At 26.8% G+C, this 16,917-nt stretch carries 2 protein-coding genes; both read right to left on the bottom strand.

The window, feature by feature from the left end; translation table 4 throughout:
- Positions 1-51: 51 nt before the first annotated feature.
- Entirely contained in the window at positions 52-8,355 is an 8,304-nt protein-coding gene (locus tag EI91_RS00235; RefSeq protein ID WP_036451789.1) for a coiled-coil domain-containing protein, read from the bottom strand.
- Between the two features lie 10 nt (positions 8,356-8,365).
- On the bottom strand, positions 8,366-16,744 hold the full coding sequence (locus tag EI91_RS00230; protein WP_036451786.1) for a hypothetical protein: 8,379 nt from the start codon (positions 16,742-16,744) through the stop codon (positions 8,366-8,368).
- Positions 16,745-16,917 lie beyond the last annotated feature (173 nt).

The raw sequence follows: 16,917 nt of genomic DNA, 5'->3' as shown, positions 1-16,917 counted from the left end.
CAATTTTTTTAACAAAAAAAGTCACATAATTAATGCGACTTTTTATATTAATTATTTTCTAATTTTGTATCAGAATTCACCGATAGATGTACTGTAAAGAGCTTGACGCGCTGATTCTTTCATGATACCTTTATCTCATTTTCCGGCAAAATCATTTTTGTGTGCTAAAGGTACTAAATTAGCATTTCAAGGATCGTTATTTCAGTAGTTAACTGTAGCTTGTCCACCATTAAGAGGTCAAACAGGAACAGCACCATATAATCCACTTTCACCTACTGGAAGAAGTAAGTGACCAAATGGATTTGGTTTTTTATTAAAGTTAAAAATTTTATCATCATTATCAATCATTGAGTAATATGCATAAAATTTAGTGAGTTCTTCTACACTTAAAATGTAATTAGGATTAGATTTTCATTTTTCAAGAACTTCTTTACCTCAATTACGGTAAGCTTCTTTAACTCCACCATTTTTAACAAAACCTTCGAACCCTTTTTTAACATCAATAGATCCTTTATGTAAGAATACTGAGTTTTCTACTCAAGAGTTATAAATATAAAGATTTTTGGTGTTTTCATCATAGTCGAATGTAAATTTGTATAAGTTAACAGAAACAGCAGGCTTAATTTGATCTATTCTAGCATTTCATCAATTACTTGAAGGAACAGCTTTATATTTAGTTCTTCAAGATCAATCGTATACTTCAGGCTTAAAGTATCCTGTATTTGCTCCACGAGTTGGATAACCAATTGTTTTACCACCTAAAAATTGTAAGAAAGCAATTTCTTTTTTACCATCATGTGCAAATACTCTATTTATTTGAGTATCTAAAGGTGTATAAAGTGAAATGTTATAAGTTAAACCTAAAAATTCTTGTGTATTAAATAAGAATTTATAGTTTTCTGAATGTGTACTACTATCAATTAAAAGAGTTTTACGTCTATTATGTACATCGACATTAGGGTTATTATCAAATACCATTTTTTTGAAAACATTATAAGCTTTTTGAATCATGGCATTTTTTTCGTTTTGAATTCCTGTTTTTCATCCTGCTTCTTCAACGTTAAATACTAAAACTCTAGCAGCTTTTGCAACTTTACCTTGATCGAAGAAAACACTAGTATTTCCATTTTGAATTGCGATTGTATCTAAAGTTTTAAATGTTGCAGTTACAGGATATTCATATTCAACTTTACCAATTTTTGAGTTTGGTGATTCGTAAACAAAGACTAGTTTCATTCTAACAGTTTTACGATCAACATCATCAGTTGCTTGTGGAACTAAGTCAAATCAAGAGTTTGGTGAATATTTCTTAATTTTAACTTTGAAAGTACTATTTGAGAAAATTGAAGCTTTTTGACTATCGTTTGCAATGTCTTTTTTAGTAAATGAGAATTGTTCAAACATATCTAAAAATGCATCGTTATCTGAAATGTCTAAATATTCAGTTTCATTATTTTGATTCAACTCTTCAAATTTTCTAAGGAATTTCATTCTTGTAATTTCAGGGTTTGAAATAATAACTTTATATTTTTGATCGAATTTCGCATTACTTTGACTAGCGTTTTCAGGAAGTGGATCATCTATATCAACAGTTTCTGTAATTTGTTTGAAAAGTAAGTCAATATGTTCTTTTTTAGTAATTCAATCTTTGAACTCCACACCTTTAACTAACACATCACGAATTTTTGTATTGAAGTCACTGGCTTTATCAAAAATACTAAATTTAAAATCAGGTGTTAAGCTTGCGATTAATTCGCTAATTTCATTTTGATATTGTGATACAAACTCTTGGTATTTTTGTTTGATTTCATCAGTGTAGTTAGAGCTGTCATTGTAATTAATTTGTGCGTATAAATCAGAAAATACTTCGACAAGGACATTTTGTGTAATTAAGTTTAAAAGCTTTTCACGAATATTTGCTTGGAAAGTAAAGAACCTTTGATTTAAATCATTCAATGAAAGTGCAAAACTTGATAAGTTAGTTGAAGAAGTACTATTAACAATTTCACTCTTGTATCTTTCTAATAAGCTTTGATAATCATTTTGGATGCTTTCGATTTCATCTTGCAACTGCTCTTCACCGATATATTGATATACGTTTTTATCTTTGTGATCAATAAGCTGACTAATAGGAGTTAATAAATTAATTAATTTTTTATAAAATCCTGGAGTTGTAGCACTATCATCCATCTTGTTATCAAATTCAGTTTTTATTTTGTTAATAAATTGACTTAAAATACCATCTTTATTTGAATTTAAGATTGTAATTAAATTATCCATTTTGTTTCGGTAATTTTCAGTTGTTTTATAATCAGCATTTTTAGCATTAACAATTATTTCATTAAATTCTTTTAGCTTTTGATAAATAGCTTCATCAATGTTTGAAGCACTACGAACTGCTTTTGCTTCAGCTGCAAAATCAAGAACAAAGTCTTGCACTATTAATTCAATATCTTTAATTTTTGATAAAGCAAGGTTATAGATTTTGAAAACTTGACTACGGTATGCTGAAATTGATGTACTTAATAAATTATTAACTTGAGTATAAGTTAAATCATTTTTATTTGGTTCAGCTTCTACTAATTGATTAATAGCATTAGCGTCATAATTTTCTATAAATAATTCGTTGCTATCTCCATCAGTTAATGTAGCTGAATTATTTTGAATATAAGTTTTTAGGTTTTGATCAATTTCTTTTTGCTCTGTAATTTGATTTCTTTTTGCTGTTAACAGAGATTCTAAAAGATTTTCTAATTTTTCAATACTTACTTTTTTCTCTGTTTCACTATTTGATTCAGATTTAATTTGATTTTCAGCAGTAACTACAACTTCTTGCAGTCTTTCAAAAATTTCAGTAACTTCCCTATTATCTAAGTTGATATTTTTAACTGCAATATAATTTTTTGCTCTATCAACTAGTAAACGAATTTTTTCTGAGTTAGTAAAAGCTGTTTCGATGTAATAATCTTTATTATTTGCATCTCTTTTACTTCTTCTTGAAGTGGAAGTATTTTGATCACCAAAGTATTTTCTACGTAAGTCTTCGATTGGAATTTCAGGATTATTGTAATCTCTTTCAAATGAATCAATAATATTTTGAATTTGTACTCTATCACTATTTTCTAAAACTTTATTATTTAAGAATTTTTTATAAATAATTTCGAATGTAAATAGAATATCCATTCTAACATATTGAGTGTGTACCTTTTCAATTGCTGTTTCGATATCACTTTGCTCATTGATTTTACTAAACATATCTACTGCATTATTAATTAGCTGTATTGAAAGTTGTTTATCCTTATAAATTTGAGCTTCTGGATCTTCATTAAAAATTTGTTGAATTAAATTTTGTAAATTGTTAACTTCAGCTGATAATTCTTTTAATTTAGGAATTGAGTTCTCTAATTTAACTAAATTATTTTGTAAAGTTTGGAGCCCTTGTTCATCATTAAGATTACTATTTTGTTTTTCTAAAGTGTTAAGAAATTCGCTAAGTTTTGTTTTAAGTTGATTTTCTTCTTGTGTGAACTGAACTTTTTTAATATTTTCAATTTTTGTTTGGTTAGCACTACGAATTTCATTTTTAAGAATAATAGCTCTAAATTGATTGTTTGCGTTTTCTCTTAAAGCTTCAAGGTTTTCATTTCAATTTGAGTTATTTAAATCATAAATATTGCTATTTTTAGAATTAGTTATAACTAAATCTCAAAGTAATTGAGTTGCATTTTTTTGATCAACTTGATTTCAAGTTGCTCCAAGATGTGATCATTCAGTTACTTTGTTTGAAATTTCATTTTGAAGTGAAACAATTTCTTTGAATTTTTTAACTTGTTCTGTTAAATCAGCAATTTTTTCGTTAATTGTTCCGTCATCGATAGCATTATCTTCAAAAAGTTTAATAAATGCTGTTTGTTTTGCTTTTTCATTATTTCCACTAACACCATTTAGTGAAAAGTAATTTGTATTTTGAATTTGATTTCTTAGTAAATCAGTTTCTTTAGCTAAAACAATAATTTTATTTGCACGCCCAATATATTTATCTAATTTAGCTTGAATTTCAGTATATTCATCTGAATTGTCAACATTTGCGTATTTGTTACGTGCAATTTTAATTTGTGCATTTAAATCACGTAATGCTTGACGAACAATTAAACTAGAAATTGAACTATTATTTTTGATTAAATCATCTGCTTCTTTAACTTTAGCTGCAGTAGATACAATTTTATCTAAGTCATTTTGAATTTGAATTGTTTTATTAAATTTTTCAACTAAACGTTCTTTTAATGTTTCGTTAATAGAATCGGCTTTAATACCATCTAATACTTTATTTACAGCTTTACTTGCCTGTGGATCGTAACCATTAACTTGTTGAGCTAGTTTTTCATTTAACTCACCTTTAATTCCAGTTGCTTTTTTCTCTTCGGTTTGATTTTCTCCTGTTAGAGCAATAATACGTTCTCTAATTTCAACTACTGAAATTTCTTTATTATATGCATCATTTAGCTTTTGATATAAATCAAATAAATCTGCATAATTATTTGCTGATTTTGGTTCACTAGCAGTTAAAGCGTTTTTTAAGTTATTAATTGAATTAATTTGTTCGCTAGTTTGTTTTTCTGTTGCACTTTTATTTTTAATATAATCGGCAACTTCTTTTTGTAACTTAAATAATCTATTTTCTTTACTGATTTTTTCGATTATTACTTCTAAAGCTTCTTTTGACGATGCACTTTCAATCTGGTAATCAATTTCTTTAACAAATGCTTTTGATCAAGTACTAATTTGCTTGTGTTGCTCTGATTCTTCAGGATCAACTTTATTAGCTTCTTTTTCAAATTCACCTAAATGATATTTTGCTAAATCTTTATAGTAAGCAACTAAAAGAGAAGTACGATAATTTTCTACCTCTTGGAAACCAAAACTTTCTCTATTTTCAAGTTTTTGATCTTCAAGATATCTATCTTTTTCTCTATTAAAGTTTGTTTCACTAAAAGAAGGGTGTTCATTTTTGAAGTTTTTAATTTGTTCTTCTATTTGAGTTTGAATTTCATTGGTTTTTTCAGTTTCAATCTCGAACTTTTTCAAGATTTCATTTTTTTCATCAATCGCATCACGCACTTCTTGAAGTAAAAGTACTTGTTCTGCTTTAATTTCAGGAACTGTTAATAAGTCGTTATATAAAATATTATTCTTTTTCTCTTGTAGAATATTAATTTTATTGTTTAGACTTTGATAAATTTTTCAATTACGGTTATTTCCTAAAACTTTATAAAGTTCATTGTAAGCATCTGAAAATTCTTTTTTAACTTGAGCAATATATAAAGCATCTTTAGCTTTTTGTATTTTTTCATCAATTTGCTCAGGCGTATCAGTAGCTAACATTTCATTGTCATTCATAACGTTTGCAATGTATTGAGCGACACTTTCATCTTCAGGGTTGTTATATTTTTTATGTGCTTCAATTAAATTGCTCATTGCAAGTGCTAAGTCTCTTTGGTGTTCGAAAGTACTTGCAACAGTTGTTATTTCTTCTAAATTATTAGTATTTTGTTTGTATAAAACAAATGTATTTACTTTACCAATAGCATCATTATAGTTATTATAAACTTTAACATTATCTGGATTTTGACTAACTTTAGTAGCTTGAATTTGAGAGTTTAAGTTTAGTAACTTATCTTGTTGATATGCCACTTGTAATTCTACATTACGATTAATTAATTCTTGTTTTTCAAGCTCATAATTATTTAAGTTTGGAATATTATCAGGTTGATTCATCTCTTCGATTAAAGCATCAGCTTTTTCAATTTCTTGATTTGCTTTATTTAATGCTTCTTCAGATTTTTCATCCTTATATTCACCTTTAGAAATTTTATCAATAGTATCCAATAACTTTTGTTTTTCAATTTCTAAATCATAAAGTGGTTTAACTAGTTCAGTTGCTTTATTTATTTTATCAACTAATAATTCTGCATTTTGAATATCAGTTAGCGTATCACCTTTTGCTTTTAGTTCATTATATTTTGCTAAAGCAGCTCTTGCTGCTGGTGAATCACTATTTCCGAAGTTTTCATCGATAGCTGCTTTCATTTTAGCAAGAGCATCTTCAATTTCCAATTTACGGTATTTCTCATTAGCTTTATCTACTGCTTCTTGTAATTTAGCTTTTGCTTCATTAATTTGTTCTTTAGTTGCTAATGGATTATTAAATAAATCATTAACTTCATTTTGTAATTGATTAATTTTGTCTAAATAAGGAGCTAGTTCAGGTTTGTTTGATGCTTTAGCTAAAGCTTTTTGAGTTTTATCAGCTTCTTGTGAAATAGCACTAAGTTGTTGCATTTCATTTGCAGTATCTATCATTTGACTTAATTTATTTTTTAAGTCATCAATTTGATTAGCAATATTTGGATCAGTATTTCCTGCATTAACTTGTTTTTCTAATTCTTTTAATTGATCTTTTAAATCATTAAATAAATTAATTCTACCTTTTTCATTATCAGTTAAATCTGTTCCATCTTTATGCACAAAAGCAGAATCTAATACTTGATCAGCAAGTTTTGATCTTTTTTCTGCAGCAGCTAAACTTAAAACATTATTTGCATTGATAAATGCTTTTTTGTATAAACTAATTTGATATTCAAGTTGACTTGAAGTTGCTGGATTAAATGATTTAACAAGTTTTTCGCTTTCGATATTTAAATTACGAATTCGATCAGCGACAGCTTTAGTGTATCTTGGATCTTTATCTAATTTAACTAAATATTTTTTAGAATCTAAAATCAATTTTTGTAATTGATTTTTTAGAATATTTCTAAATTCTTCATCAAATTTTATTTTGGCACTATCTAAATAAGCACTATTAACATTTTTAACTACAAAGCTATCAGAAATGTGTTGATTTAATTTGTTAATTTGAGTTTTAATTTCTGAGTCAGCAATAGTATCATTTGCCACTTGAATCATTTGTTGTTTTAAAACTTCAATTTGATTAAAAGCAAATTTTCTTTGTTTTAATTCATTTTTTAAATCACCAGCAATTTTTGTGATTTCTTCTAATTTTTGTGAGTTATCATTAGTAGAATTTAAAATTTTTGCAAATTTATCTTGGTATTCAGATTGTTCGCCTTCTGTAACGTAGTTATATTTTGTTCCAAAAGCCAAATCATTTTCAAAATCACTAATAAAATCATTAATTTTAGAAACCTGAAAAAATTCTTTAAATAAATTATTTTTAGCTGTAATTAAAGCATTTTTATCTGAGCTTTTGCTAAGTTCTAAAATTTGATTTTGTAAACTAATTTTAGCTTCATTTAAAGTTGGACTAAATTTTTCTATATAAGGATTCAAGCTACGCATATCTTGTTGTAATTCAGATACATTTTTATCTTGATCTTTAATTTGTTCATAGAAAAGTTCATTTGCAAGCGTGAGGTTTTTAATTTCATTTATTGATTGAGCTTCTTTTCAATCTTTGTTTGCTTTTTCTAAAAAGTTATTTAAAGCATCCTTTAAATTATCTGATAAAACTTCACTATCTTTAAGTTGTTCTAATTTAGCTAAACTTTGATTGTATTTTTCGTGTTCGCTTGTATATTCTTCTTCATTATGCTCAATTTCATATCTAATTGCTTCTGCATGTCTTAAAGTTACATCTAAATCATTAAATCTAAATGGTTTTACTAGCATTTGTTTATTTGCTTGCGCAATGTAACTATCAATTTTTGTACTTAACCCTGCTAAATTTAAATCTTTATTAAACTCTTTAAGTGCATTATAACGAGCAATGTAGCTGTTTAAAATATCATCTTGCTCGTTTAAGTTTTCTCTAGCTGATTTAGCAAATTCATTAATTAATTGTTCTTTAGTTTCTCCTTCGGCATTAGCAATTTGATCTGCTAAAACTTTTAAATCTAAGTTTTGAATTTGTCAAAATTGATTATTTAAATCTTGTTCTCTAATTCTTGATGCTTGATTTTGAATTAAATCATTTCAAAATTGTGCTTCTTGTTCTTTTGAAGAAAACTGCATTTTGTTTGCATTAGCTATAAAGCTTTCGAAAACTTTGTTTTCTGTTTCTTTAAAATTTTGAATTTTTAAGTCAGAAGGTTGTTCGTTTTTTCAAAATTCTTTACTACTTTCGATAGAATCTTTTAGCTCTTGGTTATCAGGCAATTGGTAACCGTATTTTTCAAGTAGATTATTTGTTTGAATTAAATGTGAATAAATATCTTCGTGTTTATTTTGTTTTTCTTTGTTATATGATGCAGCAATTGTTGCACCCATACCTACCGCAACTGCACCTAATAAGGAGTTTGCGATTAAAAAGCCTTTAGTTAATTTGTTTTGTTTTTTCATAAAACTCCTTTTAGTGTAATTTAATAAAAATGTCTAATTTATCAAGTGCATCAATAAATTCATTATGACCAATACCGTCACGGAATGGGCTTGCAATCTTACTTGTATCTGGTTTAACTAGCGGATCTTTTCCTCACATTTCACCACCAGTACGTCAATCACTAATATCTTGGAAAGAGAATTTGACTAATTCACGATACTTAATTTTACTTGCAATATAATTAGCAAATTTTTCAGGTGTATTTGTTTGAGGATTATTTTTACCAGCTTCTTCTGGTTTGAAAATAAATAAGTTACGTAACATTGGTTCATTGCTAATGTAAATATTTTGAGCCTCTGTATTATTGCTTAATGTTGAGAATCTATTTAATCATCTTCAATAAATAACCATAGCTCCATAATTGTTATTTTCATCTTGTACTGGAATTACAATAACAATTGGTAAGAATAATAGAATTTTATTTTTATCATTAGTTCTTTTTGGATCGCTATTATTTCCGTATAAGTAGGCAAAGTTATTTACATAATCGTTTCTAATTCATCCACCACCTAATAAACCATTTAGATATCCACCGCTACCTTGTCATTCAATACCTGAACTTGTAGCTAAGTTAGGGTTAAGTGTTTTTCAAGCGATTTTATCACCAACTTGTTTATACCCTTTATAACCAGTTTCTTTCATCTTAACTTTAACTCTAAAGTTTTTAGTACTTGTTGAATTTGGTGATTCAGTAGCACGAATATCTTCGTTAACATCTTCAACAAAATAATTGACATCTTTATTTTGTAAGTATCCTGAAGAATATTTAACAAATGAACCCATAAATTGAATTGGTGCTGTTAGGTTATTTCATCCAGCTCAAACATCCTTAAAGATTGGTTCGACACCAGGATTAGATACTCCAGGTGCAGGGTTTCATAAGTTTTCTGATCTAAATAAATCTTTTTGAAGAAGTAAATCATCAAATGTTTTGAATGTAATACCAACTGAATCATATTTTACAGCCAATTGATCTACGTCACTGAAAGCATTGTTTTCTTTAGTTACACTATCTGGTTTTTTGTAAACAAATGCTAAGTTAATATAACCTTTTTTAATTGTTGTATCAGCTTGGAGTTGTGTTTTTACATATTCAGCTTCTTGCTCTGTACTTGACTTGATTGCGTAAACTTTGATGTTTTCTAAATTAAAGACATTAGCAAATTGTCCTTTTAGAATATTAAAATCACTAAATAAATCTAATAATTTTGCTTGTGCATTAAGCAACTTAGCTTTGTAAGATACTGAATTAATTGTAATAGTACTTTCAGGTAAAGAATCACCATCAAGTACTTCTTTGAATTTTTCAGCACTAGTGCTTTCTAAAGCATTAATAAAGCGATAAGTTGATCTATTACTGTGTTTTTTATTTAAGTAATCAAAAAATGTATCAGTATTTGATTTGTATGAGAATCATTTAATTAATGCATCAGCTCTATCATAAACTTTTGTTAAAGCTAAGTATTGTTCGATAACAGAACTTTCGCCTTTAATGAGTGAACTTAAATTATTAGCTAATGTTTCAGCAATTAATGATTGTTTTTCATATTCAAATTTACTTTTAGCAAAATTTTCTGCAAAAGATTCTGTCTCTGAATTTCCTATTAGTTTTAAAAATTCAGTAATTTCTTTTCTTCCTAAGTATGAATCATTTCCTAAAATATATTTTTTAGCAATATTTATTACTGAGTTAGCATCTTCGTTACCATTACCAAAAACTAAGTTTTCTAGTTTAACTGTTGCTGCTGATAGTTTTAAAACGTATTCTTTATATTTTTCAAAATATTCTGTACGTTTAGTAACGATATCTTGTTTAGTATCTGTTGATTCACTAAATGTTAAATTACTTTCACTATTTGAACTTTGTAATTCTCTTTGACTTGCATTTTCAATTTCTGTTGCTTTAGTTGTAAATTCAGTAATTTGTGTATTTATCGCAGTTTCTTTTTCTAGTTTTTTAAGTACAACTAGAATATTTGTGATTGCTGAGTGCTCTACAAATTGATTTTTCATTCTAACAATTTGATTTTTGTCAATAAACATTTTTGGAACTGAGTTATTTGAAATTCTAGTAAACATACCTTTTAATTCGGCTGCAGCTGCTGTAATAATTGAAATAATTGCTTTTGAATTGTTAATAAAATCTTGTTTAAATTGTGCTTCATTAGCTTTTTCGTATTTTAAATAATCTTCAGCAGTTACTTTTTCTGAGCCATTTGATATAGCTGTTACTTTTTGATATTTATCTAAAACATTATTGCTAATACCAGCAATTTTTAAGATAAATTGATTATCAAAACCATTATCTGTTGCTTTAAAGAAATTGTAATATGGTTCAAATTTAGATTTGAATGATAAGTATTTATTTTTTTCTCATGTTCAAATTTTGTCGTATTGTTCATGATATTTTTGGTTAGCCAATTTGATTTTATTATTGATATCTGCAATACTATTAGGTGTTTGTGCTTGCAATTGTAAATCAGTAACTGCAACTTTAGAATAATCACTTAATCTTGGAGATACTGAATCATCAGGATAAGTTGATTGCATAAATTTATTTAATAGCACATCACGAACATATACTTCTGCAAGCTCATTATTTTTTTCTTTTAATAATAAGTCAATTATACCGTCTGTTCCATTTTGAATTTGGTTAGCAAGTTTAACTTTTGTGCTTTCATCATGCGGAATAAGTTTGATAGCTTCTTTAGCAGCATTTGTTTTTTCTCTTAGCTGTGTATAGAAGTTTTTCATAGCAGCTGTTTCATATTCCTGGTTATTAGTACTTAATTCATCGTATTTGTTCAGGAATTGATCTGCTAAATAGATTTTTTGTCTTAAGGTAACTGAATTTTCAAGAGAAACTTTAAATGACTGTGCTGAACCACCTTCAAGATATGTTTCTAAATAATGTTTATATTGTAATTCTGTTTCTTTATTAGGGAATTCTTTTAAATCATTAAATGGAAAATCTAAAATAGCTTTTAATGGTTTTTTATCTTCTGCTGTTAAAAATGCAACAGTTCCCTCGCTAGTATTAAACTCTTCTAATTCAATTGCAGCTTTAGCGAACTTAATTGCTAAGTCTAATCTACTTGTAAAAGCAATTAAATCTTCCATTACTTTATCTAGTACAATAATATTTTTTTCTTTATAGTAAAGAGTAGTGTTATCTTTATCAATTTCTGTGTTTAATTGATTAATTGATTGAACAACATATTCATTATTTTGAACTTTTTGATCTTCACTTGATACACTTTGAATTTTCTCTTTTCCTTTTTGGATTAAATCAGCAACTTGTTTGTATTTATTAAATAAACGATCAAAAAGTGCGACTTCTTTTTGTTGCTCACGAATTGCATCTTCGTTTTCAACATCTTTAATAATCAAGGAAACAGCATTAAAGTAATCATTATTATCAGCTCATAATTTTTCATACGCAGTTTTAATTTGATTATTTTCATCTAATAGCTGAGCTTTTTGAGTGAATTTAATTCCTAAATCACCATTTAATTCATCACTATTATTTAAATAGTTAAGCATTTGTTTTCTAGCTTCATAAAAGTCATAAGCTTTTTCAAAGTTAACATTTAAGTTTTTCATCAAGTTGTTTTGAATAGTTTCAGAGTTATCAGTATTTTGTGTTACGGAAGCAATAATAATATCTGCTAATTTTTTAGCATCTTTTTCAAATCCATATGTTTCAGTATTGTTTGGTTTATATTCAACATTTTTAAAACTATTATCTTTTAATACAACATCTTGTGAAGTAATTTTTTCTTTTTGCACATTAAGTAATAACTGTGCTTTATCTAAAATTACATCAATAGACATAATTTTATTTCGATCAAGCATATGTTCGATAATTTGACTATCTAGATTATCTAAGAAGGCATTAAATTGTGTTTTAGCTTCAACATTTTTATTTTGAACATTACCTTCAGGATAATTAATTGCTTCTAAAATAGTTTTTGTTTGATCTGATTTATTTTGAACTTTAACTAAAAGCTCATATTGTTCCATAAATTCTTTTAATTCAGTTTCTGTTTGTTGTAATTGGTTTTCGTTACCTACTGCATATAAACTTTGAGCATGTTTAATTTTTTCTTGAGCGTAAGTTACAATTTTATTTCTCTTTTGCTCTTCAGCAGATAGTCCGTTTTCTCTTCCAACAATTTCATTAGCTGAAAATACTGTTTGTGCTAAGCTAATTAAACTTAATTTTGTATCAGCAATATCATTAAACTTTTGATCAATAGTTAAAAGTTGACTTCTTTGTGTTACATCTTTAGTTTGGTTAATTAGGTTTGTAAGAGCTTCGTCTAATTTGTTTTTAAGCTCTGGATCATCATTTTGTAACTCGTCAAGTTCAGCATCTATTTTAGTTTTAAAATCATTAATTTTTTCAATTTCACTATCTTTTGCTTCTTGAAGAGAGATGTTTTCAATATAAACTTCAAATAATTTTTGTTTTTGATCTTTAATTTCAACAATATCAACTTGTTGTAATTCTGCATCATCCTTATTAATTGGTGAATTAATTAGACCATCGGCTAAGTTGTTCATTTCGATCGCATTTTGATCTGTATATTCTTTTTTATTAAGGTACTTAATAACTTGATTTTGTTGCTCAATTAATGTATCGAAAGTTCCTAAACGATTCATGTAATTAACAATTTGAGGAATAGCAGATGGGTCAACAATATCAGTAATTACTTCGTTGTACGCATCAATTAAACTTTGTCCTTTAGATTTTAATTCAGAATTGATTTTTTTAGATTTTGCATCAAAAACTTCAATACTTTTTGCACTAACTTCTGGTTGAGCTTTAAGTAAGTCTTCTGTTTCTTTTGATTTTTTGAAGTATAAATCTTTATATCAAGCTAATGTAATTAAAGGTTTAAAATCTAAAATTTGACTAGTTGTTGTTGGATATTTATCCATCTTAGCATCAAATTTATCTTTTACGCTATCAAAATCAGCAAAAACTTTATCACTGAAAGTTGTAACTGTAACATTTTGAGCTTCTTTTCTTTGTTTGAAATTATCTTTTAGTCTTTCAATTGAATCTACTGCATTTTCGTATGCTGTAACAATTTCGTTACGTTTTTGAACTTTTAAGTTCATGTATGTTTCAATTTGTCTTGCTAAAGCATTTAACTGTGAAAATGATGAATAACGCTCATCAATTTCTCTTTCAAATTCAGCAACTTTAACTTTAAATTGACTAGTTTCATCATCTAAAATTAAACGTTTGTAATCTTTTTCACTATAAATTTCTTTTAGTTTAAGTAATTTTTGGTGAGCATTATTACGTGCATTTGTTTTTGACATTTCGCCACGAATATCTTTAATTTTTAAATCAATCTTATTACGGTCTTCACCTTGAAGTAATAAACTTTCACTTAAAATTTCTTTTAAGTTTTTAAATGCTTCAGGATTATCCTGAGCATTAAGTGTATCTAATTGATTTAATCCTAATTTTAATTGGTGTGCTAAGTTTGTTTGTTTTTTAATTTCATTTTCTCATTCACCAAATTTTTCAATTGTTAAATTTTTAGTTGAATTTTTATCATAGCTATTAATTGCATCTCTTGATTTTTGAAGTAAATCATCAATTTTATTATTTGATGCTTGATATGGCTCATTAGCAGTATTTGGTCCGTCATATTTTTCAAGTTCTAACTGTGCGTTAGCTTTTTTAAGAGAAGCAATTGCTAAAGCATATCTTAAATCATTAATTTGGTTATTAACTTTTGTTAAGTTAGCTTGATATTCATCTTGCTTATTAATGTAATTTTCGTTTAAAGTGCTTAAAAATTGATCCACATTATTTGTTAATGTTTGTGAAGCGTCAATTTCATCATTTGGTTTAAAGTCACCTAAATCTTGTGAATTAGCAGCTTGAATATTTGCTTTTAAGTTTTTATTAGCAAGTTCTAACTCACGAGAAATTAATACAATGTCATCAATTTCTTGCATTTGTTTTCTAGCTTCAGCTCTCTCACTATCTGATAAGCTACTATTAGCTACTTTGGCTTTTAAATCATTCAATTTATCAATTAATTTTTTCTGTGTTGCCGTTTGTTCGCCGTTAACCATATCAGGAGCGTAAGTTGAATTAATTTTAGCTAAAGTCTTATCATAATCAAAGTTAGCTTGGAAGTTAGCACGTTTATCTTTTAAGTCTTGAATTGCTTTTGCTAATTTTTCTTCTAATTCTGCAGGATTTCCATTTAACGGATGATTAATTGCATCTTTAATTGCATTTTGGAGTTTTTTGATTTCTTCTACTTCATTTGCTAAAGCTGCACTTTCTTCTTTACTTTGTAAGACATCACTAAGTAAGTCGTTTGCTTGTTTTGAAGTTTTTTCAGCGTTTGCAAAATCACCAGCCTTAGCACCAATTGCATTCATTTTTTCATCAATTTCTCTTAATTGACGTTCTTTTTCTTCTGGTGTCAAGTTTTCATCTAAACTAATTAACTCTGCCTTTGTTTTTAAATCGTTAAATTGATTTTGTAATTGATTTGCAAAACTACCTTTTTCAGTTGGTGAATAGTCAAATGCATTATTTAATTTATATAAATTATTTTTATGTACACCTGAAGTTGAATTTAAGTTTTGGTCGTCTTTAACTTTATTTACACCAATACGATATTGTTTAATTAAAAATTGTAATTCAGGTCTAATTGCTGTTGAGTTATAAGCTACAAGTGGTTCTGCTTTGGTATTTAAATCAGCTAAAAAATCTTTAGTTTTTTGACTAATTTCATTATTATTTTGAATTTGTTCTTCAGCAAATTTAATGTAATTTGCAAGTTCTAATTTATTTGCATCTCTGAGTGTATTTGCGTATTCTTGAAAATTATCAATCAAAGTTTTTAAGTCTACTTTTGAACTAACTTGTTTTTCAATTTTAACCATAATATCACTAAGAGCAACTTTATTTACACCATAACCATCATTAATAGTATCTTGCAGTTCTGGAAGTAATTTAGACATAGAATCTTTATACAGTTGTGTTAAATTTGCTTCGTTTTGTAGTTTATTTAAAGTGTTAATATCTTTAATAATTAATTGACTAAATGAAGTGCTTTGTTCAAGATTCTCTGTTAAATTTTGTGTAATTTGTGAAGCGAATTCTTCAGTAATTAAATTTTGTTTTAATAACTCTTGTGTTTCTGCATTTACTTTTGTTTTAGTTAGTGTTAGTGTTTCAATTATGCTTGGTAAATTATTTAATTCAAGGAGTAAATTATTAGTTTCTTCTTTGTTTAGATTTGAAATATTATTTACGCTATTGTCTAAAAATTCATTAAATTTAGTTTGATATTCAGCAGGAACATTTAATGTTCTAAGGTTTGCGATTTTATCTTCAATAGTTTTATGGTTATCGTTTTCATTTTGATAATCGTTAATGTTATCAAAAAGATTCTGGGCTAAAGATTTTAGTGCATCAATTTCGGTGCTTTTACTATATGAATATTTTAAGGAACTATTTTCGATTTGAGCTTGATACTCTGTTAATTGTTTTTCAAAGTAAGCTTTTTTATCGTCTGATAAATCACTAGCTTTAATTTCTGAAGCTAACTGACTTGCAAAATTATTAAATTCAATTTTTTTAGTATTTAAATCCATTTGCTCTTGACTAACATTGTTTACCTGCTCATCTAAATTTGCACTTAAAACAGCAATTGTGTCATGTGAGTAGCTGTCTTGATTTAAAACTGCTAAGATATTATCAATTGCTTTTGATACTTGAGCTTTTTGACTAACATTGGTAAAAATAGAATTATTTTTAACCATACCTTCATGTAATTGTCATGTTTGTGTTTCTAAATCCAGTGTAATTGCTTCTTGTTTTGCGATTAAATCATCAATTTTTGCAGTAAAATCTACTAATCCATTTGAATTAGCACTTAAATTTGAATCTTGTTGAATTAATTTAGCTTGAGCTTTTAAATCTGGATCTTTAATTAAACTTAAATATTCATCTAAATTTGAGTTAAAGTTATCATTTGTTGAATTTAATAACTGAGTTTTTGCTAATTCATTTTTAATTTTATTTCTTTGAATTAACATTTCTCTAATATCTGAGTTCGGATTATCAAGCAATTGTTTAGCATGCTCTGTAAGTTGTTTAATTTTTGCTTTTTGCTCTTCATTTCCTATTTCAAAACTCATGGCTCTTTCGTATTGCTCATTTAATTGACTGAATAAATAGTTATTTGTAGCTGGTGCTTTAATGCCTTCGTGCAAAGTTACACCATAACCAAATAACCCAAAAGCAGCAATATTAGCAACAGCAACGCTAGTACTTAAAGCTTTTTTGGTTTTTTGTTTCATAAAACTCCTTGTTTTTAAGAACATTTAATTAATTGATTATGAAGTGATATTTAAAGTAAAAAACTTTATTTTTAATTATTTAAATGTTTAAAAAAATATTTTTTTAAATTTCTTAAAAGATATTCTTTAATTAATTTATAAATTAATTATAAAGAAGAAATGCACTTTTCAAA

The sequence above is a fragment of the Mycoplasma buteonis genome (assembly GCF_000733865.1).
Taxonomy (GTDB): Bacteria; Bacillota_I; Bacilli_A; order Mycoplasmatales; family Metamycoplasmataceae; genus Mycoplasmopsis; species Mycoplasmopsis buteonis.
Note: the sequence above shows the minus strand (reverse complement) of the source record. Positions and strands in the feature narration are given on the sequence as shown.